General features: G+C 66.2%; 24 protein-coding genes. 11 read left to right on the forward strand and 13 right to left on the reverse strand.

Going from position 1 to position 25134, the window contains the following annotated elements:
* Positions 1-109: 109 nt before the first annotated feature.
* From ACO07K_RS22805 to ACO07K_RS22860, 12 genes are all read right to left on the reverse strand, one after another.
* On the reverse strand, positions 110-1024 hold the full coding sequence (locus ACO07K_RS22805) for an aminotransferase class IV (RefSeq protein WP_422031923.1): 915 nt from the start codon (positions 1022-1024) through the stop codon (positions 110-112).
* Positions 1025-1034: 10 nt separating this feature from the next.
* Positions 1035-1802, reverse strand: coding sequence for an amino acid ABC transporter ATP-binding protein (locus ACO07K_RS22810; protein WP_422031925.1), 768 nt, complete (start codon positions 1800-1802; stop codon positions 1035-1037).
* The gene (locus ACO07K_RS22815) at positions 1799-2458 is read right to left on the reverse strand and encodes an amino acid ABC transporter permease (RefSeq protein WP_422031927.1); all 660 of its coding nucleotides are present in this window, start codon (positions 2456-2458) and stop codon (positions 1799-1801) included. Before ACO07K_RS22815 ends, ACO07K_RS22810 begins: the two co-directional genes overlap by 4 nt.
* On the reverse strand, positions 2458-3138 hold the full coding sequence (locus ACO07K_RS22820) for an amino acid ABC transporter permease (RefSeq protein WP_422031929.1): 681 nt from the start codon (positions 3136-3138) through the stop codon (positions 2458-2460). The genes ACO07K_RS22815 and ACO07K_RS22820 overlap by 1 nt, the downstream gene beginning before the upstream one ends.
* Before the next feature lie 13 nt (positions 3139-3151).
* Positions 3152-3985 (reverse strand): transporter substrate-binding domain-containing protein, encoded by an 834-nt coding sequence (locus ACO07K_RS22825; protein ID WP_422031931.1) that lies wholly within the window; start codon positions 3983-3985, stop codon positions 3152-3154.
* Complete coding sequence (locus tag ACO07K_RS22830; protein WP_422031933.1) at positions 3982-4686, reverse strand: GntR family transcriptional regulator; 705 nt, start codon at positions 4684-4686, stop codon at positions 3982-3984. The genes ACO07K_RS22825 and ACO07K_RS22830 overlap by 4 nt, the downstream gene beginning before the upstream one ends.
* A 126-nt stretch (positions 4687-4812) precedes the next feature.
* The gene (locus ACO07K_RS22835; protein WP_422031935.1) at positions 4813-5454 is read right to left on the reverse strand and encodes a glutathione S-transferase family protein; all 642 of its coding nucleotides are present in this window, start codon (positions 5452-5454) and stop codon (positions 4813-4815) included.
* A 114-nt stretch (positions 5455-5568) separates the two neighbouring features.
* Positions 5569-6453 carry a LysR substrate-binding domain-containing protein gene (locus ACO07K_RS22840; protein ID WP_422031937.1) on the reverse strand — a complete coding sequence of 295 codons (885 nt, stop codon included), beginning with the start codon at positions 6451-6453 and terminating at the stop codon, positions 5569-5571.
* A 41-nt stretch (positions 6454-6494) separates the two neighbouring features.
* The gene (gene cynS / locus ACO07K_RS22845; RefSeq protein ID WP_422031939.1) at positions 6495-6941 is read right to left on the reverse strand and encodes a cyanase; all 447 of its coding nucleotides are present in this window, start codon (positions 6939-6941) and stop codon (positions 6495-6497) included.
* Positions 6938-7843: an ABC transporter ATP-binding protein gene (locus tag ACO07K_RS22850; protein ID WP_422031941.1), complete on the reverse strand. Its 906-nt coding sequence runs from the start codon at positions 7841-7843 to the stop codon at positions 6938-6940. The genes cynS and ACO07K_RS22850 overlap by 4 nt, the downstream gene beginning before the upstream one ends.
* Before the next feature lie 7 nt (positions 7844-7850).
* Positions 7851-8699 (reverse strand): nitrate ABC transporter permease, encoded by an 849-nt coding sequence (gene ntrB, locus ACO07K_RS22855; RefSeq protein ID WP_422031943.1) that lies wholly within the window; start codon positions 8697-8699, stop codon positions 7851-7853.
* Positions 8700-8872: 173 nt separating this feature from the next.
* Positions 8873-10240 carry an ABC transporter substrate-binding protein gene (locus ACO07K_RS22860; protein WP_422031945.1) on the reverse strand — a complete coding sequence of 456 codons (1368 nt, stop codon included), beginning with the start codon at positions 10238-10240 and terminating at the stop codon, positions 8873-8875.
* A 412-nt stretch (positions 10241-10652) separates the two neighbouring features.
* On the opposite strand from ACO07K_RS22860, the gene ACO07K_RS22865 reads away from it, so the two are divergent.
* The 11 genes from ACO07K_RS22865 to ACO07K_RS22915 all read left to right on the forward strand — a co-directional run bounded on the left by ACO07K_RS22865 (position 10653) and on the right by ACO07K_RS22915 (position 23683).
* A complete protein-coding gene (locus ACO07K_RS22865; RefSeq protein ID WP_298305181.1) occupies positions 10653-11132 on the forward strand; it encodes a YbjN domain-containing protein in 480 nt (159 codons plus the stop codon).
* A gap of 139 nt (positions 11133-11271) precedes the next feature.
* The gene (gene lgt / locus ACO07K_RS22870) at positions 11272-12108 is read left to right on the forward strand and encodes a prolipoprotein diacylglyceryl transferase (RefSeq protein WP_422031947.1); all 837 of its coding nucleotides are present in this window, start codon (positions 11272-11274) and stop codon (positions 12106-12108) included.
* Between the two features lie 24 nt (positions 12109-12132).
* Entirely contained in the window at positions 12133-13212 is a 1080-nt protein-coding gene (locus ACO07K_RS22875) for a class I SAM-dependent methyltransferase (RefSeq protein WP_422031949.1), read from the forward strand.
* A complete protein-coding gene (pgeF, locus tag ACO07K_RS22880) occupies positions 13209-13976 on the forward strand; it encodes a peptidoglycan editing factor PgeF (RefSeq protein ID WP_422031951.1) in 768 nt (255 codons plus the stop codon). Before ACO07K_RS22875 ends, pgeF begins: the two co-directional genes overlap by 4 nt.
* Positions 13977-14030: 54 nt before the next feature.
* The gene (locus ACO07K_RS22885; protein WP_422031953.1) at positions 14031-15008 is read left to right on the forward strand and encodes a hypothetical protein; all 978 of its coding nucleotides are present in this window, start codon (positions 14031-14033) and stop codon (positions 15006-15008) included.
* Positions 15009-15138: 130 nt separating this feature from the next.
* Positions 15139-16725, forward strand: a complete 1587-nt coding sequence (locus ACO07K_RS22890; RefSeq protein WP_422031955.1) for an ABC transporter substrate-binding protein — start codon at positions 15139-15141, stop codon at positions 16723-16725.
* A 106-nt stretch (positions 16726-16831) separates the two neighbouring features.
* Positions 16832-18400 (forward strand): ABC transporter substrate-binding protein, encoded by a 1569-nt coding sequence (locus ACO07K_RS22895; RefSeq protein ID WP_422031957.1) that lies wholly within the window; start codon positions 16832-16834, stop codon positions 18398-18400.
* A 79-nt stretch (positions 18401-18479) separates the two neighbouring features.
* Entirely contained in the window at positions 18480-19421 is a 942-nt protein-coding gene (locus tag ACO07K_RS22900) for an ABC transporter permease (RefSeq protein WP_422031959.1), read from the forward strand.
* Positions 19418-20353: an ABC transporter permease gene (locus ACO07K_RS22905; protein WP_422031961.1), complete on the forward strand. Its 936-nt coding sequence runs from the start codon at positions 19418-19420 to the stop codon at positions 20351-20353. Before ACO07K_RS22900 ends, ACO07K_RS22905 begins: the two co-directional genes overlap by 4 nt.
* On the forward strand, positions 20353-21984 hold the full coding sequence (locus tag ACO07K_RS22910) for an ABC transporter ATP-binding protein (protein ID WP_422031963.1): 1632 nt from the start codon (positions 20353-20355) through the stop codon (positions 21982-21984). Before ACO07K_RS22905 ends, ACO07K_RS22910 begins: the two co-directional genes overlap by 1 nt.
* A gap of 58 nt (positions 21985-22042) precedes the next feature.
* Entirely contained in the window at positions 22043-23683 is a 1641-nt protein-coding gene (locus ACO07K_RS22915; RefSeq protein ID WP_422031965.1) for an acyl-CoA dehydrogenase family protein, read from the forward strand.
* On the opposite strand, the gene ACO07K_RS22920 is transcribed toward ACO07K_RS22915, so the two are convergent.
* Complete coding sequence (locus tag ACO07K_RS22920) at positions 23680-25029, reverse strand: MATE family efflux transporter (RefSeq protein WP_422031967.1); 1350 nt, start codon at positions 25027-25029, stop codon at positions 23680-23682. The two genes, ACO07K_RS22915 and ACO07K_RS22920, sit on opposite strands and share 4 nt — an antisense overlap.
* Between the last annotated feature and the right edge of the window lie 105 nt (positions 25030-25134).

A 25134-nucleotide genomic window follows, 5' to 3' on the forward strand; every position in this document is an offset into this window, starting at 1 on the left:
GGGCGGCACGAAAAGGTCCCTCGCTGCGCTCGGGATGACAGCGTTGTTGAGGCGCACACCATGCGCCAAAGAGAAATTGTCATCCCGAGCGCAGCGAGGGACCTTTGCGCTACAGCGCCCCGACCGACTTCAGGTAGAGGTCGCTCGCTTCCTTCGTGACCTTGCCGGCCTTGCCGTCAGCGATCAGGCGGCCATCGACCTTCGTCACGGGCGTGACGCCGCCCAGGGTGCCGGTCACGAAGGCCTCGTTGGCCGAGTAGACCTGCGCCAGGGTGAAGTCGCATTCCTTGGCGACGTTGCCGGCCGCGCGCCAGGCGTCGATCACGTTCTGCTGGGTGATGCCCTTGAAGCTGTAGAGACCGGTCGAGGTCCACAGCTCGCGGCCGCGCACGATGAAGAAGTTGGTCGAATTGCACGAGGCCACGAAGCCGCGCGGATCGAGCATCAGCGCCTCGTCGGCGCCGGCCTTGATGGCCTGGATCAGCGCCTGGATGAGATTGAGGCGCGAGTGCGAGTTGAGGCGCAGGTCGAACTGGTCGGGGTTGGTCGTGCGGAAGGTCGAGGTGAAGAGCGCATAGCCCTTGGCCTTGGCCTCCGGGATCGGCGTCTTGTATTCGGCGACGCAGACGATCGTCGCCTTGCCGATCACGAAGCGCGGATCCTGGTTCGGCGTCTTCTTGAGACCGCGCGTGATCATGAGCCGGATGTGCGCGCCGTCGGTCATGCCGTTCTTCGCCAGCGTGTCGGTCACGACCTTGGTGACGCCGGCGCGGTCGAGCCCGATGTCGAGATCGATCGAACGCGCGCCCTCGAACAGGCGGTCGAGATGGGCCTCCAGGCTGATCAGCCTGCCCTTCACGAGACGCAAGCCCTCCCACACGCCGTCGCCCAGCACGAAGCCGGAATCGAACACCGAGACGCTGGCCTCGTTGCGGGCCGCGAACGCGCCGTTCACATAGACCAGCACCTGGTCGTTGCGCGCATCGGCCAGATAGGCCTGGGCGCTCGCCTGTTCCGTCGTCATGGCAGTTTCCCTAGAAGCTGAATTGCTTGTGGCTGGCGAGGAAGGCGCGGGTGCGTTCCTTCTTCGGGTTCTTGAGGACCTCGTCCGGCGTGCCCTGCTCGTGGATGGCGCCGTCGGCCAGGAAGATGATCCGGGTCGCGACGTGGTAGGCGAAGCCCAGCTCATGCGTCACGAGCATCATGGTGCGGCCCTCCTCGGCAAGCGCGAGGATCACGGCCAGCACTTCGCCCACCAGCTCGGGATCGAGCGCCGAGGTCGGCTCGTCGAACAGCAGCATCTCGGGGTCCATGGCGAGCGCGCGCGCGATGGCGACCCGCTGCTTCTGGCCGCCCGAGAGATGCGCTGGGTACGTCTCCGCCTTCTCGGCGAGCCCGACCCGTGCCAGCTCTTTGCGCGCCCGAGCCTCGGCCTCGGGCTTCGGCAGGCCGCGCACGGTGCGCAGCCCCTCCATCACGTTGCCGAGCGCCGTCATGTGCGGGAAGAGATTGAACTGCTGGAAGACCATGCCGACCCGCTGGCGCACCTGGATCAGCTCGTTCTCGCGATAGAGCCGCTCGCCCGCTCTGCCCTCGCGACCCAGCACCTGGCCGTCGAGCGCGATCGTGCCGCCGCCCGGACGCTCCATGAAATTGAGGCAGCGCAACAGCGTGCTCTTGCCCGAGCCCGAGGCACCCAGGATGGCGATGCGCTCGCCGCGCGCCACGTCGAGGTCGATGCCGCGCAGCACGACGGTGGCGCCGAAGCGCTTGGTGAGGCCGCTGACTTTCAGGATCGTCATTCGTCCCGCCTCAGCCGTCGTTCGAGGAAATAGCTGAACTGGACCAGCGGCCACAGGAAGACGAAGAAGATCACCGCAACGGCGGTATAGGCCTCGATCGGATTGTAGTTGAGCGAGGCGATCAGCTTGCCCTGCTGCAGCAGCTCGACATAGGCCACGGCCGAGGCAAGCGTCGACATCTTGAAGATTTCGATGGCGCGGTTGGTCAGCGCCGGCAGCATGCGCTTCAGCGCCTGGGGCAGGATGATGCGCCGCATCGCCTGGCCCCAGCGCATGCCCAGCGCCCGCGCGCCGTCCCACTGGCCGGTCTCGATCGACTGGATGCCGCCGCGATAGATCTCGGCCGAGAAAGCCGCCGAGTTGAGCGAGATGCCGAGCGAAGCGGCGGCGAGCGGACTGATCTGGAAGGGCAGCAGGATCGGCAGGGCGAAATAGAACCACAGGATCTGCACGAGCACCGGCGTGTTGCGGAAGAACTCGACGAAGATCGTGGCCGGTATGTGGAGCCAGCGGTTGCGCGAATAGCGGCCCAGCCCGACGATCAGGCCGAGGCTCAAGCCCAGCACCAGGCAGATGGCGAAGATGCGCAGGGTGCCGGCGGCGCCGACCAGCAGCGCGTCGGTGTTCTCGAGGACCGAGGCGAAGTCCCAGCGCATCAGTGAACCGTGCTCTCGCCGCTGCGCGCCAGCCGCAGCTCGACCAGGCGCGCGACCTGGCTCGCGAGGAAGATCACGACGAAATAGATCAGCGCCACGACCGTGTAAGTCTCGAGCGGCCTGAACGTCTTCTGCGAGATCTCGTTGGCCGCGAACAGCAGGTCGGCATAGGAGATGGTGGCGATCAGGGTCGTGGTCTTCATGAGCTCGATGGCGCGCTCCATGAAGGCCGGGATCATGCGCTTCACCGCCTGCGGCAGGATGATGCGCCGCAGCGCCTGGTCGTGGCGCATGCCGATCGCGCGCGCGCCGTCCCACTGACCACGCTCGATCGACTGGATGCCGGCGCGGAACACCTCGGCAAAGAATGACGCCGACTGGATCGAGAAGGTGACGGCGCCGGCCACGAACGGCGTCATCTCGATGCCGACCAGGATCGGCAGGGCGAAGAAGAACCAGAAGAGCTGGACCAGCGGCGGTGTTGTTCGGAACACCTCGATGACGAAGCCGGCCGGCCAGGACAGAAAGCGCCGCGGCGAGAGTCGCAGCAGCGCCAGCGCCAGACCCAGTACGACACCGCAGACCAGTGCCGTGCCCGTGATCTTGAGCGTGTTCAGCAGGCCCTCCGCCAACAACGGTGCGTTGGCGAGGACCGGCGCGAAGTCCCACTGATAGGCCAAGGACGAAGTTGCCCTACTTGATCATTTCTTTCATGACCGGCGGCGCGGACTTGGGATCGAGGCCGAAGTCGGCGATCGCCTGCTCGTACCACTTCTGCGTCTGGCCACTCTTGTAGTAGTCGGCGAACTGCTTATCGACCCACGCGGTGAAGGCGGTATCGCCCTTGCGCAGCGCCGCGCTCGACGGCTGCGACTCCGCGGGCAGCGGCACCACGATCTTGCCCTTGCCCAGCCGCTGGCGGGCAGCCAGCAGTGGCGGATGGAACAGCAGCACGGCATCGACCCTGCCCGACTGGAAGGCGGCGATCGCCTCGGCATTGCCGGGGAAACGCTGGATGTCGGCCTTGGGCGTGTGCTGCGTCGCCCAGCGGTCCATGGTCGAGGCCTGCGGCACGGCAATGCGCACGCCCTGCTTGTTGAGGTCCTCCCAGGTCTTCGCATTCAGGTCGTCGCGCGCCAGCACGGCGAGCGAGTACCAGAGCAGCGGATTCTCGGGGAAGTTCGCGGCCTGTTTGCGTTCCGACGTGGCGTCGAGCATGAACATGATGTCGATCTTGTCGCCCTGGAGCGCCGCGATCGCATTGCCCCAGCTCACCTCGACCGGCTCGAACTTCACGCCCAGCGACTGCGCCATCGCCTTGCCCATCTCGACGCCGAGACCCGACGCCCATTGGCCGGTCTTGGGATCCTTCGAGTACCAGGGCGGCGCCTGGGTGACGCCGACGCGCAGCACGCCGCGCTTCTTCACCTCGTCCAGCGTGCCCTCGGCGCGCGCGGCGAACGGAATGGCCAGCGCGGCGGCACTCGCGGCCGCGACGGCGAACAACGAACGTCGATTGATGCTCATGAATTGGCTCCCCTTTTTGGCTTCCCCGAAGAATCCGGCATCGAGCGCAGAAACGTCTCCGTCGTTTCCATGCCGCGACGCATGTGATCGGCGATCTCCGCTTTCATCGCCTCGAAGTCCGTGCCGAAAGCCGCCTTGATGTAGCTGTCATGGCTGTCGCGTTTCGGCCCGCGGCGACCGTGGGCGCGATGATGCGCCGCCCAGTAAAGTTGCAGCCGGCCGCGCAGACCGTGCCAGGCCCGCTGCAGCAACTTGTGGCCGCTCGCCTCGTAGACGAGGCCGTGGAATTCGAGTTCGGTCAGGATGCTGGCGCGATCGTCGCCCGCGTCGATCGTGGCGATCAGCGCCTCGTTGCGGCGTTTGAGCTCGGCGCGAAAGCGATCGTCGCGGCGCGGCCAGACCTGCTCGAAGGCGAAGGTCTCCAGAACGGTGCGGAGCGAATAGATTTCGTGGATGTCCTCGACCGAGAGCTCGGCGACGCGCGTGCCGGTATAGGGCACGGTCACGACCAGCCCCTCCTCGATCAGCTGGCGCAACGCCTCGCGCAGCGGCCCGCGGCTGACGTCGAACCGCTCGGACAAGGCAGTCTCGACCAGCGGTGCTCCCGGCGGGATGTCGCCGGCCAGGATCGCAAGCCGCAGCCGCTCGACGATATGCGCGCGCAGCGTCGCCTTCGGCACACGGTCGAAAAGCGCGTCCACTCCCCGCGTCGGAAGATCGGAAATAGCCAAACTGCCCTCGGATTGGCGGATCGTCGATTGTCAACAATGTGTCATAGCGGAACGCAGGCGCACAATAGAAACCTCGAAATGCCACCAGCCGCCGACTTAGACGTAGCAGGTCAGTCGTTTACCGGGCAGCAGGTCATAGGGCGCTCTCCATCCGGGAAGCTTTGCGATGCGCGAGAGCCACGCATTCACGGCAGGATGGCTGACCGCCAGATCATACCCCGCCTCCCGCTTCGGGAAGGACAGATAGGCCATCATCGAGATATCGGCGATCGTCGGCCGGTCGCCGATCATGAACGGGCGCTCCAGCAGATGGCCATTCAGGATGATCAGATAGTCGTCGAGGCGCCGGCGCATATGGGCCAGCACGGCGGGATCTGGTGAGGGCGTGAACGCCCGATAGTAACGATAGGTCGCCATGTAGCCGCTGAGCTTGTGGTTGTCCCAGAACAGCCAGCGAAGAATTTCGAACTTCTCCTCGTCGCTCCGTCCGCCAAACTGACCGTGGCGTTCGGCGAGCCGCAGCAGGATCGGCGCCGTCTGGGTGAGGCGTTGCGGACCCTCCTCGAGAACCGGGATCTCGCCCATGACATTGACGCGGGCGCGCCACTCGGGGGTTCGCGTGACGCCCCCGCCGAAGTCCGTCCAGACCGGCTCGAAGTCCTGGCCGCACAGCGTCAGCATCAGCGCCAGCTTGTAGCTGTTGCCGGACTCCGGGAAGTAATGCAGGCGATAGTTCATGCGCGACGCCATTCTCCGGACGCAGTCCTTGATGCCCGCGAACGTAGGACCCGGCGCCCGGTGCGACCATTCAGTTCTCGGCCGACGACTTCAGGAATCGTCAACGCCGCCCCTTCAGGCGGCAGCGGCGGCTTCGCCGATCAACCAGTTGCGGAAGAGATCGAATCGGTTCGACTCGACGCGATCGGTCCGCCGAACGAGATGGAAGCTTCTTGAGAGCGTCACATCGCCCGGCCACAGGCGCACGAGTCGGCCGCTTTGCAGATAAGGACGCACGAGGGGATCGAGGCCGATGGCGGCTCCGAGTCCGGCTGCTGCCGCCTCGTAGACAAGCTGAAGATTGTCGAAGCTCCTGTAAGGACCTTGGGCCAAGCCGATGCCGGTGTGCCGAAACCATTCCGGCCAGAAATCGGGCTGATGACTGGACCCAATGAGAGTCTGTCGCGCGAGGTCGGCGGGGCCTTTGAGCGGCTTGCGGGCGACGAAGTCCGGACTCGCGACCGGATACGCCTTTATCGGCAGAAACCTCTGTCCGACCGTTCCCGGCCAGGGCCCGAGACCCAGGCGAATGGCGCAGTCGAGATCGTCGCGCTCGCGCAGTTCCACGATATCCGGCGAGGTCTCGATTTCGACCTCCAGTCCTGCGAGACGCAATCGGCTGCGCGCAAGCCTGGGTACCAGCCAGTTCGCGGCAAAGGTCGGGATGACGCTGACCTTGAAGGCGTCACGGCGAACCGGCGACGTGGCGGCAATCGTCGCCTTCCACACGCAATCCCAGGCGGGGCCCAGTTCCGAGAAATATTTCTCGCCCGCCTCCGTGAGGCTGAGGCCGCGTGGCTGGCGGTCGAAGAGTTTCGCGCCGAGGTAGCGCTCCAGGATCTGGATCCTGCGGCTCACGGCCGGAACCGTGATGTTCAACCTCGCCGCGGCTTGCGCGAGATTGCCGGCACGCGCCACGACGACAAAGGCTTCGATGGACCGCAGGGGGAGCTGGCTCATGCGACCAGTCTACCCCCGCGCAACTGCTTCCGGGACAGGCGTCAGTAGCTCTTGTACCCCAGGAACTTGCCCGACATGGCGATCTTCACCCGGTCGCCCTTCTGGTCGGGCTGGCGCTCCATCGTCATGTCGAAGTCGATGGCGCTCATGATGCCGTCGCCGAATTCCTCCTGGATCAGTTCCTTCCAGGTCGTGCCGTAGACCTGCACCAGCTCGTAGAAGCGGTAGATCAGCGGGTCGGTCGGCGGGATCTGGGGCAGCGAGCCGCGATAGGGCACTTCCTGCAGCAGCAGCACTTCTTCCTTGCCCAGGCCGAACAGCTTGCCGGCCTTGGTGGCCTGTTCCTTCGTCATCTTCATCTGGCCCAGGCAGGCCGCGGTGACGATGATCTTCGAGGCACCGCCGATCTTCTTGGCGATGTCTTCCCAGGTCAGTTCCTTCATGCGCTTGGCGGTCAGGATCTTCTCTGTGACTTCAGCCCGCTTCATTGCCGTCTCCCGGTTGTTAAAGGCACGATCTCGGCCGGCGGATTGACCGCCGACAATCCAGGTTTCACCAGCTTCGGCCGCCGCGGATCGAAGCCATGCTCCGCGACCTCGCGATCGAACGCCTTCGAGCGGTTCACGAGGAACTCCACGAGATGGTTGCGGATGGCGTAGTACTGCGGATGGCGATGCAGGTCGTTCCGGTGCCGCTCGTTCTTCGGCATGGTGTTGACCACGATCTCGGCAATGCGCGCACCCGGCCCGTTGGTCATCAGCACGATCCTGTCGGCGAGCAGGATCGCCTCGTCGACATCGTGGGTGATCATGAACACGGTCTGGTTGGTGTCGGCGCAGATGCGCAGCACCTCGTCCTGCAGCATGCCGCGGGTCAGCGCGTCGAGCGCGCTGAACGGCTCGTCCATCAGCAGCATCTTGGGCTGGATCGAAAGGGCGCGGGCGATGCCGACCCGCTGCTTCATGCCGCCCGAAAGCTGCGCCGGCCGCTTGCTCTCCGCGCCGGCGAGGCCGACCAGTTCGATGAAGCGCATCGCGTGATCGCGCACCCGGGCGCGGTCCCAGTTCGGCCAGCGCGAGGAGACGGCGAAGGCGATGTTACCCATCACCGTCATCCACGGCAGCAGCGCATGGCCCTGGAAGATCACGGCGCGGTCGAGGCTCGGCCCGTCGATCTCGCGATTGTCGACGATGACGGCGCCGCCGCTCGGACGGTCGAGCCCCGCCAGCACGTTCAGGATCGTGGTCTTGCCGCAGCCGGAATGGCCGATCAGGCAGCAGAACTCGCCCTTGTCGACGCCGAACCAGATGTCCTCGAACACGGCCGGCTGGCCGGTCTCGCCGAAGCGGCGCGCCAGTCCTTCGACGCTGATGAGCGGACGGTTCTCCATGGCGCGCCTATTCCGGATAGGTGACGAGCTTGGCCAGATAGGCCAGGCCCTGGTCGAGCAGGAGACCGACCAGGCCGATCAGCAGGATCGCGGTCACGATGTTGGCGATCGAGAGGTTGTTCCACTCGTTCCACACGAAGTAGCCGATGCCGGTACCGCCCACGAGCATCTCGGCCGCCACGATCACCAGCCAGGCGATGCCGACGGAGATGCGCATGCCGGTCATGATGGTGGGCGCCGCCGCCGGCAGGATCACCTTGAAGGCGGTTCGGAACGGGCCGACCTCGAGCGTGCGCGCCACGTTCAGCCATTCCTTGCGCACGCTGCCGACGCCGAACGCGGTGTTGATCAGCATCGGCCAGATCGAGCAGATGAAGATCACGAAGATCGAGGAGATGGCGCTGTCCTTGATCGTGTAGAGCGCCAAGGGCATCCAGGCGAGCGGCGATACCGGCTTCAGGATCTGGATGAAGGGATCGAGCGCGCGATAGACCAGCGGCGACATGCCGATCAGGAAGCCCAGCGGAATGGCCACCACCGCCGCGAGGCCGAAGCCCAGCAGCACGCGGCCCAGCGAATAGGCGAGCTGGATCCCGATGCCCTTGTCGTTGCTGCCGCGGATATAGAACGGGTCGGCGAGATGCTTCCAGATGGTGGCAGCGATGTCGGCCGGCGTCGGCATCGCCGATTTCTGTCCGGTCGCTGCCGCGGCGCCCACCAGCTTGGCATATTCCGGATCCATCGCCGGGCCGCTGGCCGCGGTCGGCATGGTGGCGACCTGCCAGATGCTGACGATGGCCACGAAGATCAGCACCGACAGCAGACCCGCCCGCAAGCGGAGGGAGTTCTTCAGCATGCGTGGCCCTCATGCATCAAAAGCAAAGCCCTCATCCTGAGGAGCGAGCGCAGCGAGCGTCTCGAAGGATGAGCCAAGGACACGGCGCCTGCAGCCGATCCTTCGAGACGGCTGCTGCGCAGCCTCCTCAGGATGAGGTCGGCTTCTGATCCTGCCGGCAATGTCACGGCCGCTCAGGTCCGCTTGATGGCGAAGCTGTTGACGTACTCGGCGGGCTTGGCCGGATCGAAGGGCTTGCCCATCACCACGATCGTCTTGTTCGACGGATCGGGCGGCGTCAGGCCCATTTCCTTCATCATGTTCGCCGTGTCGGTGGCGAGGAACACCTCCTGCGCGACCTTGGCATAGTCGATATCGGCCTTGAGCTGTCCCCAGCGCTTCATCTGGGTCAGGATCCAGATGGCGAACTGGTTCCACGGAAAGGGATCGAAGCCGATGCGGTTGGGATCCTTCTTCACGCCGCCCAGCCCGTCGGCATAGGTGCCGGTCAGGATCTGCTCCAGCACCGTCTCGGGCTGGTTCAGGTAGTTCTGCGGCGCGATCGCCTTGGCGATCTCCTTGCGGTTCTCCTGCTTCTGCGCATAGGCGGTGGCGTCGATGATCGCCTTCAGCAGCGCGCGATAGGAATTCGGATTCTGGGCGGCGAATTCCTTGCTGACGGCGAAGGCGCAGCACGGATGACCGTCCCACAGTTCCTTCGTCAGGAGATGGATGAAGCCCACGCCATCGTACACGGCGCGCTGATTGAACGGATCGGGACCGAGATAGCCGTCGAGATTGTCGGCGCGCAGGTTGGCCACCATCTCGGGCGGCGGCACCGAGCGGATGGAAATGTCCTTGTCGGGGTCGAGGCCCGCCTCCGCCACGTAGTAGCGCAGCAGGTAGTTGTGCATCGAATAGTCGAAGGGGACGGCGAAGCGGAAGCCCTTCCAGTCCTTCGGATTGCGCTTGTCCTTGTGCTTGTTCGCGAGCGTGATCGCCTGGCCGTTGATGTTCTCGATCGCCGGCATCGTCCACGGCACCGGGTTCGAGCCGACACCCAGCGAGATCGCGAGCGGCATCGGCGAGAGCATGTGCGAGGCGTCGTATTCCTTGGCCAGCGACTTGTCGCGGATCACCGCCCAGCCGGCCGTCTTCACGACTTCGACGTTGAGCCCCTGCTTGGAATAGAAGCCCATCGGATGGGCCATGATGATCGGCGTGGCGCAGGTGATGGGGATGAAGCCGACCTTGAGGTCCTTCTTCTCCGGCGCGCCCCCCTGGGCGAAAGCCTCACGGGCGGCCCCGAGCGGCAGGACCGAAGAGATGGCGGCCATGGCCGTGGCCGCGCCGACCGTCTTCAGGAACTGGCGGCGCTGGGCATCGACCGGGAAGACGGCCCGCAGGACGGCGGCGTCGACGACCCGGTTCCAGCGATCCTCCTCCCCGGCCGGCACCGTCTCCGCCGTCAGGCGGGCGTGGTCGGCCTGGCTGTGCTTGCCGCCGCAGCTGCAGCCGCCGCGGCCGAGCAGGGCCTTCGGGTCGAACGGGTCCTTGAACATCGAAGCCTCCTCCAGATCCTGGTGCCGGCGTCGATGCGCGGCCCGATTGGAGGCTGAAAAGGCAATGCCTGTGCCAATCGCTCAGAACGTGCAGAAATCCGGGAAGAACCGCTGGTCGACGCGTTCAATTGCCCAGTTTTTCAGCAGATTCTCCCGACTCGTTCTGCGGAATCGCCGGATTCGAATCTTAACGTTGGGGATTAAATTCATGGAATCCCTGACTCTTTCCCCGTTTTACACGGCCATTTCTTATTGCGGAGGGGGGCGTCCTTTGGCAGGCTACGGTTAGTGGGTTGTTGGGTGCCCACCACGATATGTCGGCCACCCGCCTCAAGAATGGCTTAGCGTAAGCCGCACGGCGGAATGGTTGGGGAGTAGCTCTATGGCGTTATCTCGACATGAGCGGACAAGATTGAAGTCTGACCTGAATCCGCTCGAGATGATCGAGAAGGTCGTGTCCGCCAACGACTGGCCGTTCGACCGTACCTCGGACCGGGAGATCGCGGTCGAGGTCGCGGGCCGCTGGTGCGACTATCGCATGTTCTTCAGCTGGCGCGACGATGTCGAGGCGCTGCACTTCACCTGCGCCTACGACGTCCGCATTCCCGCCGAACGGCATTCGGACATTCACGGCCTGCTGGCCCTGATCAACGAAAAGATGTGGCTGGGTCACTTCGATCTGTGGACCGAGGAAGGCCTGCCGATGTTCCGCCACGCCATCCCGCTGCGCGGGACCAAGGGCTTGATGGCCGAACAGCTGAACGACCTCGTCGAGGTGGCGATCACCGAAAGCGAGCGCTTCTATCCCGCCTTTCAGTACGTCATCTGGGCCGGCAAGAGCCCCGCCGACGCGTTGACCGCCTCCATATTGGAGACGGTCGGCGAAGCCTGAACCGACAAGGACCTTCCGACGCCCCCTCTCGCTAAAAAAAACAATACCTCGTTCGGATAGTCCCAGCGGCGCCGATCCCCCCGGATCGGCGCCGCGACGATTTTAGAGACGCGATTCCCCGGCTATAAGGGTCGCCTTCATGAGCACCCTTTCCGCGATTCTCCTGGCCGCGCTTCCCCTGGCGATCCCGTATCCCGAGATCGACCCCATCCTGGTCCAGCTCGGACCCTTCGCCATCCGCTGGTATGCGCTCGCCTATATCGCGGGCCTGGTGATCGGCTGGCAGGTCATGCGCCGCGTCTGCGAGCGGCCGCCCCAGGTCCTGTCGCCGCTCAAGATCGACGACTTCCTGCTGTGGGCGGCGCTCGGCGTCATCCTGGGTGGACGGCTGGGCTACGTGCTGTTCTACAAGCCGGGCTTCTACCTGGAACATCCTCTGGCCGCGCTCACCCTGTGGGAAGGCGGCATGTCGTTCCACGGCGGGCTGCTGGGCGTCATCGTCGCCATCCTGCTCTTCGCGATGCGCAACAAGACCGACCCCTTCATGCTGTCGGACCTGGTGGCGATCGTGGCGCCGCTCGGCCTGTTCTTCGGCCGGCTCGCCAACTTCATCAACGGCGAGCTGTGGGGGCGCGTCAGCGACGTGCCCTGGGCCATGGTCTTCCCGCGCGGCGGGCCCCTGCCGCGCCATCCCAGCCAGCTCTACCAGGCCTTCTTCGAGGGCGTGCTGCTGACCCTCATCGTGGTCGCGGTGTGGAAGCTCACCGAGGGGCGCCGCCGTCCCGGGCTGCTGACCGGCGTCTTCTGCGCCGGCTATGGCCTGGCCCGTATCGTGGGTGAGATCTTCCGCGAGCCCGACGCCCATCTCGGCTACCTGTGGGGGCCGCTCACCATGGGCATGCTGCTGTCGCTGCCGGTGCTGCTGTTCGGCCTCTGGCTCATCCTGCGCGCCTACCGGAAGCCCGTCCTGCCGTGACCGAGGCGTCGTGACCGAGCCCTCATGACTGAATTGGGCGGGTTGATCGCGCGCCGCATCGCGCTCACCGGGCCAATCTCGCTCGCCGACTTCATGGCCGAGGCGATGGGGCATCCGCGGCTCGGCTACTATCGCCGTGCGCTTCCCGTCGGCGCCGCCGGCGACTTCACCACCGCGCCCGAAATCTCGCAGATGTTCGGCGAGCTTTTAGGCGCCTGGCTGGCCGAGCGCTGGCTGGCGATGGGCCGGCCAGCGCCCGTACGCCTGGTCGAACTCGGTCCCGGCCGCGGCACGCTGATGGCCGATGCGCTGCGCGCCACCCGCAGCGTGCCGGGATTTCATGCCGCGATCGACCTCCATCTCGTCGACATCAACGCGCCCTTGCGCGAGGCCCAGCGCTCTACGCTGCAGGCCTATCGGCCGGCCTGGCACGAACGCTTCGACGAGGTGCCGGCCGGACCGCTGCTGCTGGTCGCCAACGAGTTCTTCGATGCGCTGCCGGTGCGCCAGTTTCATCGCACGGCCAAGGGCTGGCGCGAGCGCATGGTGGGCCTCGACGAGGCCGGCGCACTGCGGCTGGCGCTGGCGCCCGGCCCGCCCCCCTTCGAGCCCCTGCTGCCGGAGGCCCCCGAAGGGGCGGAGGCCGAATTCAGCGAAGCCGGACGGGCATTGGCCGGCGCCATCGGCGCGCGCATCGCCCGCGACGGCGGTTGGGCGCTCATCATCGACTACGGGATGGCGAGCGCCGGCCGCGCGTCCTCGCTGCAGGCGGTGCGCGGGCATCAGGGAGTGGGCATTCTCGAGCGCCCCGGCGAGACCGACCTGAGCGCCCATGTCGATTTCGCGGCGCTCGTCGCCGCGGCCGGCGTCCCGGCCTTCGGACCGGTCGACCAGGGCGCGTTCCTGCGCCGTCTCGGACTTCCCGAGCGCGTGCAGGCCCTGAAGCGCAATGCAAAAGCGGCGCAGGCCGATGCCATCGATGCGGCATCGGCCCGCTTGATCGCGCCCGACCAAATGGGCACCCTCTTTCGCGTGCTGGCTCTCGGTGACGGCAGGAATGCCCCGCCCGCCGGTTTTACGGATTTCCCCGCGGACGATTCATGATCCAGGCTCAGACACTCGCCGCCCTCGACGGGGTGCAGCACCGATTCTTCACCCGCCGCGGCGGCGTGAGCACGGGCCTCTTTTCATCGCTCAACTGCGGCTATGGCTCGGCCGATGCGCCGGAGAACGTGCGCGAGAACCGTCGCCGCGCGGCCGGGCAATTCGGTCTCGACGAATCCGACCTGCAGACCGTGCACCAGATCCATTCGGCCGACGTGCTGACGGTCGCCGCGGAGCGCTGGAGTTCGCCGGGCGCGCCCAAGGCCGACGGTCTCGTGACCGACCGGCCGGGCGTGGCGCTGGGCGTGATGGCCGCCGATTGCGCGCCGGTGCTGCTGGCCGACGGCGCCGCCTCGGTGATCGGCGCCGCCCATGCCGGCTGGAAGGGCGCGCTGGGCGGTGTCGTCGACGCCACCATCGCGGCGATGGAGAAGCTCGGCGCCCGGCGCGAGCGCATCCAGGTGGTGGTCGGCCCCTGCATCGGTCCCGCCTCGTACGAAGTCGGGGCCGAGTTCCCGGCGCCCTTTCTGGCGCAGGACGAGGCCAACGCCGCATTCTTCCGGACCGCGGCGCGCGCCGGCCATTTCATGTTCGACCTGCCGGGCTATCTCGTGCATCGCATTGCGCGCAACGGCGTCGCCGTGACAGCCACCGGTCACGACACGCTGACGGGCACCGAGGATTTCTTCAGCTACCGCCGCAACACCCTGCAGGGTGTGCGCGATTACGGGCGCGGCCTGTCCGCGATCGCCCTCGCGGCCTGACGTGCCCTACTTCATCATCCTGATGGTCTGCTGCCTGCTCGGGGTCGTCGCGACATGCGCCATGTTGTGATGCTGCTGTGCCTGCTCGCCCTCGCGGCGTGCGCTGGCGCTCCCAGACCCTTCGAGCACGATCCGTCCCAGATTTCATACGCCCGGCCATTACGGGACAAGGCCGAGGTCGCGATCAGCCCGCCGCGCAACATGCCGCCGGAAATGGGCGAGCGCGTCGCGGCCGCCCTCGCCATCGAACTGCAGTCCTACGGGATCGTGGCCACCGTGGCCCCGGCCGAGGCGCCGATCCAGATCGACGGCGTGATGAGCACGCGCGACGCCGACATGTCGATCGAGGTCCAGACGGACTGGCGTATCCGCGGCCGGCCGCGCACGGACGAGCCGGCGACGGTCAAGACCCGCGCCCCGCCCGAAGATTACGCCCAGCAGGCCGAACGCCTGGTTTCCCGCATCGCGCAACAAGCCGCCCCCAGGATCGCGACCCTGATCGGCAAGCCGCCCAACTTCATCCCGCGCGCGCCCGGCCAGGTCGCCGCGGGCATCACGATTCCCTATGAATTCCCGCCCGACCCCGCGGCGGCCCCGCCGCCCGACGGCGCGGTACCGACCTCGACCACCGTCCCGACACCGGCCGCCGCCAAGCCGGCGGAGCCGCAGGTCAAGGTGTTCGTCGCAACGGTGACGGGCGCGCCGTCTGACGGCAACCGCCAGCTGACGTCGGGGATGCGGCGTGCGCTGGGATCGAGCAAGCTCGTGATCGTCGACCAGGCAGAAGGCGAGGCCTTCAGCGTCGTCGGCACGGTGACCATGACTCCGATCGACGACCGCATGGCCCGCCTGGTGGTCAAATGGATCGTCAAGGATCCGGCCGGCAAGAATATCGGCGACATCGATCAGTCCAACCCCGTGCCTCTGGCGGCCACGAAGGGCTCCTGGGCCGGATTCGGCGACATCGTCGCCACCGCCGCCTCCGAAGGGGTGCTCGAACTTCTCGAGAAGGCGATCAATAAGCCGCGCTGACGCCTGCGCTGCCTGTGAATCGGCTTGTCAGAGGGGGGCTTTCGGCTGCTACTGTTCCGGGGGGCGGCGCGATTCTTGCAAGCTTTGCGCAGGGCAAGAACCGACCGCGAGACAGGGAGTTAAAAAAATCATGTTGTCATTCAGGAAGTCGGCTTTGGCCGTCATTGCTGCAGCGAGCGTGAGCGGCCTCATGGCCGCCGCGCCGGTCCAGGCGCAGACGCTCAAGGTCGTGATGCATTCGGACGTGAAGATCCTCGATCCGATCTGGACCACGGCCTACATCCAGCGCAACCACGGCTACATGGTGTGGGACACGCTGTTCGCGGTCGACGAGAAGTTCGACGTCAAGCCGCAGATGGTCGACAAGTATGAGAACTCCGCCGACAAGCTGACCTGGACCTTCACGCTGCGCGACGGCCTCGAGTGGCACAACGGCGCGCCGGTCACCGCCGAGGATTGCGTCGCCTCGATCAAGCGCTGGGCCGCCCGCGATTCGATGGGCCAGAAGATGATGGGATCGGTCGAAGGCTTCGAGATCGTCGATGCCAAGACCTTCAAGATGAAGATGAAGGAGCCGTACGGCCTGGTGCTCCAGTCGCTCGGCAAGCCGTCGTCGAACGTGCCCTTCATGATGCCGAAGAAGACGGCCGAAACCGACCCGATGCAGCAGATCAAGCTCGAGGACGTGATCGGCTCCGGCCCGTTCATCTTCAAGGGCGACGAATGGAAGCCCGGCGAGAAGATCGTCTACGTCAAGAACACCAAGTACAAGCCGCGCGCCGAGCCGGCAAACGGCCTGTCCGGCGGCAAGGTCGTCAAGGTCGACCGTGTCGAGTGGCTCGCCATGCCGGACATCCAGACGCAGGTGGCCGCGCTGCAGAGCGGCGAGATCGACATGATCGAATCGCCGGGTCACGATCTGCTGCCGCTGCTGGCGAAAGACAAGAACGTCGAGTTGGTCAGCTTCAACCCGACCGGCAACCAGTACGCCTTCCGCTTCAACAGCCTGGCCAAGCCCTTCGACAACGCGAAGATCCGGCACGCCGTCTTCGTCGCCTTTGCGCAGGAGGACTTCCTCAAGGCCACGATCGGCGATCCGCAGTGGTACAAGGTCTGCAAGGCGCCGTTCGTGTGCGGCACCCCGCTGGCGACCGACGCCGGCATGGCCGACGTGCTGAACGGCAATGCCGCCAAGGCCAAGCAGATCCTCACCGAGGCCGGCTACGACGGCACGCCGATCGTGCTGATGCAGTCGACCGACCTGCAGGTTCTCACCAACCTCGCCCCGGTCGCCAAGGCGCAGATGGAGCGTGCCGGCTTCAAGGTCGACATGGTGTCGATGGACTGGCAGACGCTGGTCGCGCGCCGCGTCAAGAAGGACCCGCCGAGCCAGGGCGGCTGGCACGCCTTCCTCACCTCGTGGGTGGCGGCCGACATCCTGAACCCGGTGATGGCCGGATACTTCAACGCCGCATGCGACAAGGCGATGTTCGGCTGGCCGTGCGACGCGACGATCGAGAAGTATCGCGACCAGTTCGCCAAGGAGACGGACCCGGCGAAGCAGAAGCAGATCGTCGAGGACCTGCAGAAGTATTGGGTCGATCATCCGACCCACATCAATGTCGGCCAGTGGTACGCGCCGCTGGCACGCCGCAAGACCGTGCAGGGCAACCTGACGGCGCCGGTTCCCGTGTTCTGGAACGTCACCAAGAAGTAGCTCGATCCGCGCGCGGGGCCCGTCCCCGCGCGCTCATCGATGAAGGCGGGCGATCCTGCCTTCTTCGATGGGGAAGAAACCCGGAGGGGGCACTATGAAAAAAGTAATGAAGCGTACGCTCGCGGCAATGGTTGCCGGCGCGATCCTGTCGGGTGCGGGGCCGGTGCTGGCCCAGGGCAAGGTCGTCAAGTTCGTGCAGAACGGCAACCTGACCATCCTGGATCCGATCTGGACCACGGCCTACGTCACCCGTAACCACGGCTATTTCATCTACGACACGCTGTTTGCGTCCGACGAGAACAACGTCGTGAAGCCGCAGATGGTCGAGAAGTACGAAGTCTCCGCCGACAAGACGGTGTGGACCTTCACCCTGCGCGACGGCCTGGAGTGGCACGACGGCAAGCCGGTGACCGCGGAGGACTGTATCGCCTCCGTCAAGCGCTGGGGCGCACGCGACGCGATGGGCCAGAAGCTCATGGACTTCGTCAAGGAGTTCAAAGAGGTCAATCCCAAGACCTTCCAGATGGTGCTGAAGGAGCCCTACGGCCTGGTGCTCGATTCGCTCGGCAAGCCGTCGTCCCAGGTTCCCTTCATGATGCCGAAGCGGGTAGCCGATACCGACCCGTTCAAGCAGATCGACAGCCAGATCGGTTCGGGCCCGTTCGTCTACGTGAATGCCGAGTCCAAGCCCGGCGAGAAGCACGTCTACAGCAAGAACACCAAGTACAAGCCGCGCGCCGAGCCGGCCTCTGGCCTGGCCGGCGGCAAGGTCGTGAAGGTCGACAGGGTCGAGATCATCGAGATGCCCGACCCGCAGCAGCAGGTGAACGCGCTGGCGGCCGGCGAGATCGACATCATCGAGCAGCCGCCGCACGACCTGATCCCGATCCTGAAAAAGGAAAAGGGCGTCGCGCTCTACAACTGGAACCCGCTCGGCCACCAGTTCATCTACCGCATGAACTGGCTGCAACCGCCGTTCAACAATCCCAAGATCCGCGAGGCCGCGCTGCTCACCATCCGCCAGGAGGATTATCTCAAGGCGACCGTCGGCGAGCCGGAATTCTATAAGGTCTGCACGGCCGCCTTCATCTGCGGCACGCCCAACGCGGTCAATGCGCCGGGCGATCTCCTCGTGAAGCCGAACTTCGAGAAGTCCAAGGCGCTGCTCAAGGAGGCGGGCTATGACGGCACGCCGATCGTACTGCTGCAGTCGACGACCCTGCCCGTCCTCACCAACGTCGCCCCTGTGACAAAGGCGCTGCTCGAACAGGGCGGCTTCAAGGTCGACATGCAGTCCATGGACTGGCAAACCGTCGTCACACGTCGAACCAACAAGGGTCCCGTGAATCAGGGCGGCTGGAACCTCTTCCACACGTTTTCGGTCGCGGCCGACATCCTGAATCCGATCTCGACCTCCTACATGGTGGCGAACGGCGACAAGGCGTGGTTCGGCTGGCCGAACGATCCGGAGATGGAGAAGCTGCGCGACGCATACGCCAAGGAAACCGACCCCGCGAAGAACAAGGCGCTCGCCGCAGCCGTCCAGGCTCGAGCCCTGGAGACCGCCCAGTACGGCTGGATCGGCCAATGGTACGGCCCCGGGGCCATGCGCTCCAACATCTCGGGCTGGCTCAAGGCGCCGGTTCCGGTGATGTGGAACATCGAGAAGAAGTGAAACTGATCTCCATCCCGCCCCTCCGCCCGCAACGGCGGCGGGCGGGACGGAGACGGTCAGATAGGGTAACCCGCACACAATGCTAGATTTCATTGCTCGTCGTCTCATAGCCATCATCCCCGTGCTCGCGGTGGTGGCCATCTTCGTCTTCCTCATGCTGCGCCTGACGCCTGGCGATCCCGCCGCCGTCATCGCCGGCGACAATGCCACGTCCGATCAGATCGCCGACATCCGCAACAAGCTCGGGCTCGACGAGCCGATCTGGTCGCAGTTCGCCATCTGGATCGGCAATGTGCTGCAGGGCAATTTCGGTGAGAGCTTCTTCTTCAAGAAGACCGTCGCCGAGCTGATCGCCCAGCGCGTCGAGCCGACGCTCGCCCTCGCGGTCTGCACCCTGCTGTTTGCCGTCAGCATTTCCGTTCCGATCGGCGTCATGGCGGCCTACCGACAGGGCTCGCTGCTCGATCGCGCGGTGATGGGCTTTTCGGTGCTGGGCTTCTCGGTGCCGGGCTTCGTGATCGGCTACTGCCTGATCTATGTCTTCGCCATCGAACTGGGCTGGCTGCCGGTGCAGGGCTATGTCCGAATCGGCGTCAATTTCTGGGGCTTCCTCGAGCGCATGATCCTGCCGTCGCTCACCCTGTCGGTCGGCTTCGTGGCGCTGATCTCGCGCATTACGCGCGCGTCGGTGCTCGAAGTGCTGAACGAGGATTACATCCGCACCGCCCGGGCCAAGGGTCTTTCCAACCGCGTGGTGCTGATGCGGCACGCGCTGCGCAATGCCGCCGTGCCTATCCTCACCGTGATCGGCCTCGGCATCGCGATCCTGATCGGCGGCGCCGTGGTGACGGAAAGCGTGTTCGGCCTGCCCGGTCTCGGCCGTCTCACGGTCGAAGCGGTGCTGAGCCGTGACTTCCCGACCATCCAGACCGTCATTCTTCTTTTCTCCGTGGTCTATGTCGTGATCAACCTGCTCATCGACATCAGCTACACCCTTTTCGATCCGAGGATCCGGTATTGAGCGCGATCACCGAAGAAGTCGTCGACTCCGCCTCCATCTCGGCGGCGTCGACCAAGCGCAAGAGCCTCTGGCTCGTTGCTCTCCGCAACCCGAACGTGATCATCGGCGGCGTGATCCTGCTGACGATGCTGGTGATCGCCATTCTGGCGCCGTTACTTGGCACGGTTGACCCGACGCGCATCGATCCGGCGGCCCGCAACAAGAAGCCGGGCACCGAGATCACCTATCGCCTGGACGACGGCACGACCATGAAGCGCGTCGCCATCATGGGCACGGACAGTCTCGGCCGCGACGTCTACAGCCGCGTGCTCTACGGCGCGCGCGTATCGCTGGCCGTCGGCGTCGCGGTGTCGATCATTTCGGTCCTCATCGGCATGGTGATCGGCCTGGTGTCCGGCTACATCCGGTGGGCCGACGGGATCATCATGCGCGTCATGGATGGATTGATGGCGATCCCGGGCATCCTGCTCGCGATCGCCCTCGTCTCGATCTGGCGCGCCGGCCTGATCACCGTGGTTTTCGCGATCGTCGTGCCCGACGTGCCGCGCGTCGTGCGCCTGGTGCGTTCGATCGTGCTGACGGTGCGCGAGGAGCCCTATGTCGAGGGCGCCATCTCCGTGGGCACACCGACCTGGATCCTGATGTTCCGCCACATCCTGCCCAACACCGTGGCGCCGCTGATCGTGCAGGGCACCTTCCTCGCTGCTGCCGCGATCCTGACCGAAGCCGCTCTCTCCTTCCTCGGCATCGGCATCCCGCCGGAGATCCCGAGCTGGGGCAACATCATGGCCGAGGGCCGCACGCTGTTCCGCGTGTTCCCGCACAACATCCTCTATCCCGGCATCTTCCTTGCCTTGACGGTGCTGGCCATCAACATCATGGGCGACGGTCTGCGCGACACGCTCGATCCCAAAATGAGCAAGAAAGTCTGATGTCGACTGAAACAAAGAGGCCCGTCCTCGAAGTCCGCAACCTCAGCGTCGCCCTGCCCAAGGGCGGCGACCGCGTCCATGCCGTCGAGAAGGTGAGCTTCACCGTCAATCCCGGTGAGATCGTCTGCCTCGTGGGTGAATCCGGCTCGGGCAAGTCGGTGATCGCCTTCACCGTCATGGGCCTGCTGGCCAAGGCGCTGAAGCCGACCTCGGGCGAGATCCTGCTCGAGGGCGAGAACATCCTGGCGGCGAGCGAAGACAGGCTGCGCGAACTGCGCTGCACGCGCATGTCGATGATCTTCCAGGAGCCGATGACGGCGCTCAATCCCGTCATGACCTGTGGCGAGCAGATCGACGAGGTTCTGAACACCCACACCAACCTCGACGCCGCGACGCGCAAGGCCAAGATCATCGCCATCCTGGACCGCGTGAAGCTGCCGGAGCCAGAGCGTATCTACGCCTCGTTCCCGCACCAGCTCTCGGGCGGCCAGCGCCAGCGCATCATGATCGCCATGGCGCTGGTGCTCGATCCGGTCCTGCTGATCGCCGACGAGCCCACCACCGCCCTCGACGTCACCACCCAGGCCGAGATCCTGAAGCTCGTGGCCGAGCTGCAGGCGGGCCAGGGCACCGGCGTGCTGTTCATCACCCACGATTTCGGCGTCGTCGCCGAGATCGCCCATCGCGTCGCCGTCCTGCGCTGGGGCGAGCTGGTGGAGATGGGCCCGACCGAGCAGATCCTGTCGCGGCCCGTTCAGGCCTACACCAAGATGCTGATCTCCTCGGTACCGTCGATCACCCCCGTCCATCGCGGCGTACGGCGCGACGGCAAGACCGTCCTGCGCACCGAGAAGCTCGGCAAGATCTACACGGGCAACGCCTTCTTCCAGAAGGCGCGGGTCGTGAAGGCCGCCGTGGACGTCGACCTCGACATCCGAAGGGGCGAGACGCTGGGTATCGTGGGCGAATCCGGTTCGGGCAAGTCGACCGTGGCACGCTGCATTGCCCGCCTGATCGACCCGAGCGAAGGCAAGATCTATCTCGGCGACACCGAGATCGCGACCATGTCGGCGCGCAAGCTGCGGCCGCATCGCCGGCGCGTACAGATCGTCTTCCAGGATCCCTACCGCTCGATGAACCCGCGCATCACCGTCGGCGACTTCATCATCGAGGGGCCGATGAACTTCGGCCTCGGGCGTGAGGAAGCGATGGCTCGCGCGCGCAAGCTGATGGAAACGGTGCGGCTCGATCCCAACGCGCTCGACCGCTTCCCCCACCAGTTCTCGGGCGGCCAGCGCCAGCGCATCTGCATCGCGCGGGCGCTCGCCATGGAGCCCGAGCTGCTGATCGCCGACGAGGCCGTGTCGGCGCTCGACGTGTCGGTGCAGAAGCAGGTGCTGGAACTCCTCGACGAGATCCGCGTCCGGCTGAACCTGGCCGTCCTCTTCATCACCCACGATCTGCGCGTTGCGGCGCAGATCTGCGACTACGTGGCCGTGATGAGCAAGGGCCGCGTCGTCGAATACGGCTCGGCCGAACAGGTCTTCGGCTCGCCGCAGGCCGAGTACACCAAGGCCCTGTTCGCCGCGGCCCCCGGCCGCCACTGGGATTTCGGCAAGTTCGCCGCCTGATCCTCTCTCCGGGCCCTTCCCTCTAGCGGGAGGGAAGGGCTTGGAGGAGACTGGCACCATGACTTCCGGCTTCCTCGAAGACGCTTCGTTCAACCAGTCGCCCGCTTTCGGCGACATCGACCTGTTCACCGCCGACCGGCCGCTGGCCGATGCAGCGGCACGCGCGGGCCTCGACCTCGCGGCGCTCTCCGCCTGCGGCCGCGACTATGGCGCGGCGGAAACGCTGGATCTCGGACGGGTGGCCAACGAGAACCCGCCCAGGCTGCGCACCATGGACGGCAAGGGCAACCGTCTCGACCTGGTCGAGTTCCATCCCGCCTATCACGCGCTGATGCGCAAGAGCATCGGCCATGGCATCCACGCCTCGGCCCATGACGGCAGCGACCGGCCGGCGCCGATGTCGGCACGGGCCGTCCGGCTCTATCTCGCGACTCAGGCCGAGAGCGGCCATATGTGCCCGATCACCATGACGCATGCCTGCGTGGGCGCGCTCCGCTCCGAGCCGGCGCTGCTCGAAAAGTGGCTGCCGAAGATCCAGACCCGCACCTACGATCCGCGACCGCTGCCATGGTGGGAGAAGAACGGCGTCACGCTGGGCATGGGCATGACCGAGCGCCAGGGCGGCACCGACGTGCGCGCCAACATCACGAGCGCCACCGCGCACGGCGACCATGTCGAGATCACCGGGCACAAATGGTTCATGTCGGCGCCGATGTGCGACGCCTTCCTCGTACTCGCGCAAGCTGCCAAGGAAACCGGGGACGGCGGCCTCACCTGTTACCTGATGCCACGTTACCGGCCCGACGGTTCGCAGAACGCGATCCGCTTCCAGCGGCTGAAGGACAAGCTCGGCAACAAGTCCAATGCCTCCTCGGAGGTCGAGTTCCACGGCGCCTGGGCCGAGCGGGTCGGCACGGAAGGCGCGGGCGTGCGCACCATCATCGAGATGGTGAACCTGACGCGCCTCGACTGCGCCATCGCCTCGGCCGGCCAGTCGCGCATCGCGCTCAGCCAGGCGATCCATCACATCCGCAACCGCTCGGTCTTCCAGCGCAGGCTGGCCGACCAGCCCGCCATGCGCGCTGTCGCCGCCGACATGGCGCTGGAACTCGAGGCGCAGGTCGCGCTGGTGTTCCGCCTGATCCGCGCCGCCGAGCACGCCGCCCACGATCCGCGCGAAGCGGCCTATGCCCGCCTTCTCACCCCGGCTGTGAAGTTCCTGGTCTGCAAGAGCACGCCGCAGCTCGTCTACGAATCGCTCGAGTGCCTGGGCGGCAACGGCTACACCGAGGACCTGCCGCTGGCGCGCTACTTCCGCGAATCGCCGCTCAACGCCATCTGGGAGGGCTCAGGCAACGTCATGGCCCTCGACGTGCTGCGTGCCGCCGGCCGTCATCCCGAAGCCGCGACGGACACGCTCTCGCGCCTCGTGCGCACCGCCGACCGGGCCTTCAAGGCCGGCCCGCTGGCACAGGCGCTGGAGCAGACGTTGAAGTCGGGCGCCGCCGAACGCCGCGCGCGCTTCCTCTGCGAAAGCCTGGCCAAGATCGCCGCCGTGGCGGCGCTGGTCGAAGCGGGCTCGCCCTTCGCCGCGCTCTATGCCGAGACACGGCTGGGCGGTTCGCCCTTCGCCCAGTTCGGCAGCGCCGATCTCGGCGACAGCGAGACGGCCCTGATGGATCGCGCGCTGACCATCTAACGCCTCGCGGGAACACGCGCCTGCCAGGGCCGCAACAGCAACATCCCGCCCATCACGAGACCGTAGACGGCGAGCCCGATCCCCATCGCCCAGAAAACCGCATCGAGCCCCTGCCCCAGTTCGACTGCGAGCCAGCCGCCGCCGACGGTGATGACCAGCCTCACCAGCACGGCGGCGACCGGCACGCCCATGCGGCCGGCGCCCTGACTGCCGAAGTGGAGCGTCAGGCCGAGGCCGTAGAGGATGTAAAAGGGCGCTGCCCGCGTGAGGTAGCCGACGCAGGCGGCGATCGTTGCGGGATCGCTCGTGAACAGAAGCGACCATTGCTCTGGCAGGAGGGCGATCGCGCCCCCAATCACGCCGATCACCGCGGCAGCGAACAGGCTGCCGGTCCAGGCCACGCGGCGCGCCCGCGCCCAGCCATCGGCACCGGCGGCAACGCCGATCAGCGTCAGCATGCCGGTGCCGATTCCGTATGAAATCGCGCCCATCAGATTCTCGAGCCGCGAACCGATGGCATAACCCGCCAGCGCCGACGTGCCGAAGCGGCCGACCAGTCCGGTCAGCACCATCGTACCAATGCCGCCGACCACGGTGACGGCCGACGAAGCAAGGCCGACACCCATGATTTCCAGGAACAGGCGGCGCTGCAGGCCGCGCCCGCCGAGCGAGGGAACGAAACCGAGCCGGCCGCCCCAGATCGCGCGCGCCGTCAGGGCGAGCGATAGACCCGATGCCGCCACGCCGGCCGCCGCGAAGCCCGCCACGCCCCAGCCCGGCCAGCCGCCGATGCCGAGCCCCAGCAACGCCGCCAACGGCACGTAGACCGCCGAGCCCACGACGCCGAACCGCGCCGCCAAGGCCGCGCTGCCCACCCCCCGCAGGATCGCCGACGCGAAGTTGGTCGCCCACACCAGCACCCCGCAGCTGAACCAGAGATCGCTGTAGGCGCGTGCCTGTCGCAGCACCGCGCCCTCGCCGCCCATCATGCGGTAGAGGAGCGGCGCCGCCGTCCAGGCAAACAGCGCGCAGAGCGCGGCGAACACGAACGCCAGCACCATTGCGTGGATCACCAGAGACTGCGCGTCCTCGCGCCGGCCGCCCCCCAGGGCACGTGCCATGGAGGCGGCGACGGCGCCGCCCAGGCCACCCGAGGACACGTTCATGACCATGACGACGAAGGGATAGACCAGCGCGAAGGCTGCCAGCGCGCCGCTGCCCAGCCGGCCGACGAGCCAGATCTCGGCCAGGACGACGGCGATCTGCACCACCATGAACGCCGTCGTTGGACCCGCGAGCCGCAGCAAGGAACGCCCGATGGGCGCGACGAGGAGAGGATGGGACACGAGGACTCCGGCGGGAGCGGCAGCGCAACAACGATGCACCCGGTCCCTGGCGGGACGGGCAAGGAAGGATCGTTAGAGTCGCGCGCTCATGTACGGAGTCTCCAG

This window comes from Reyranella sp., from assembly GCF_965228225.1.
GTDB lineage: Bacteria > Pseudomonadota > Alphaproteobacteria > Reyranellales > Reyranellaceae > Reyranella.

Coding starts and splice junctions, on each gene's coding strand:
- pgeF (WP_422031951.1), top strand. CDS start 13,209: ATGATCCAGGCTCAGACACTCGCCGCCCTCGACGGGGTGCAGCACCGA.
- ACO07K_RS22890 (WP_422031955.1), top strand. CDS start 15,139: ATGTTGTCATTCAGGAAGTCGGCTTTGGCCGTCATTGCTGCAGCGAGC.
- lgt (WP_422031947.1), top strand. CDS start 11,272: ATGAGCACCCTTTCCGCGATTCTCCTGGCCGCGCTTCCCCTGGCGATC.
- ACO07K_RS22910 (WP_422031963.1), top strand. CDS start 20,353: ATGTCGACTGAAACAAAGAGGCCCGTCCTCGAAGTCCGCAACCTCAGC.
- ACO07K_RS22825 (WP_422031931.1), bottom strand. CDS start 3,985: ATGAGCATCAATCGACGTTCGTTGTTCGCCGTCGCGGCCGCGAGTGCC.
- ACO07K_RS22840 (WP_422031937.1), bottom strand. CDS start 6,453: ATGAGCCAGCTCCCCCTGCGGTCCATCGAAGCCTTTGTCGTCGTGGCG.
- ACO07K_RS22875 (WP_422031949.1), top strand. CDS start 12,133: ATGACTGAATTGGGCGGGTTGATCGCGCGCCGCATCGCGCTCACCGGG.
- ACO07K_RS22805 (WP_422031923.1), bottom strand. CDS start 1,024: ATGACGACGGAACAGGCGAGCGCCCAGGCCTATCTGGCCGATGCGCGC.
- ACO07K_RS22860 (WP_422031945.1), bottom strand. CDS start 10,240: ATGTTCAAGGACCCGTTCGACCCGAAGGCCCTGCTCGGCCGCGGCGGC.
- ACO07K_RS22835 (WP_422031935.1), bottom strand. CDS start 5,454: ATGAACTATCGCCTGCATTACTTCCCGGAGTCCGGCAACAGCTACAAG.
- ACO07K_RS22885 (WP_422031953.1), top strand. CDS start 14,031: ATGCGCCATGTTGTGATGCTGCTGTGCCTGCTCGCCCTCGCGGCGTGC.
- ACO07K_RS22895 (WP_422031957.1), top strand. CDS start 16,832: ATGAAGCGTACGCTCGCGGCAATGGTTGCCGGCGCGATCCTGTCGGGT.
- ACO07K_RS22900 (WP_422031959.1), top strand. CDS start 18,480: ATGCTAGATTTCATTGCTCGTCGTCTCATAGCCATCATCCCCGTGCTC.
- ACO07K_RS22810 (WP_422031925.1), bottom strand. CDS start 1,802: ATGACGATCCTGAAAGTCAGCGGCCTCACCAAGCGCTTCGGCGCCACC.
- ACO07K_RS22815 (WP_422031927.1), bottom strand. CDS start 2,458: ATGCGCTGGGACTTCGCCTCGGTCCTCGAGAACACCGACGCGCTGCTG.
- ACO07K_RS22915 (WP_422031965.1), top strand. CDS start 22,043: ATGACTTCCGGCTTCCTCGAAGACGCTTCGTTCAACCAGTCGCCCGCT.
- ACO07K_RS22850 (WP_422031941.1), bottom strand. CDS start 7,843: ATGGAGAACCGTCCGCTCATCAGCGTCGAAGGACTGGCGCGCCGCTTC.
- cynS (WP_422031939.1), bottom strand. CDS start 6,941: ATGAAGCGGGCTGAAGTCACAGAGAAGATCCTGACCGCCAAGCGCATG.
- ntrB (WP_422031943.1), bottom strand. CDS start 8,699: ATGCTGAAGAACTCCCTCCGCTTGCGGGCGGGTCTGCTGTCGGTGCTG.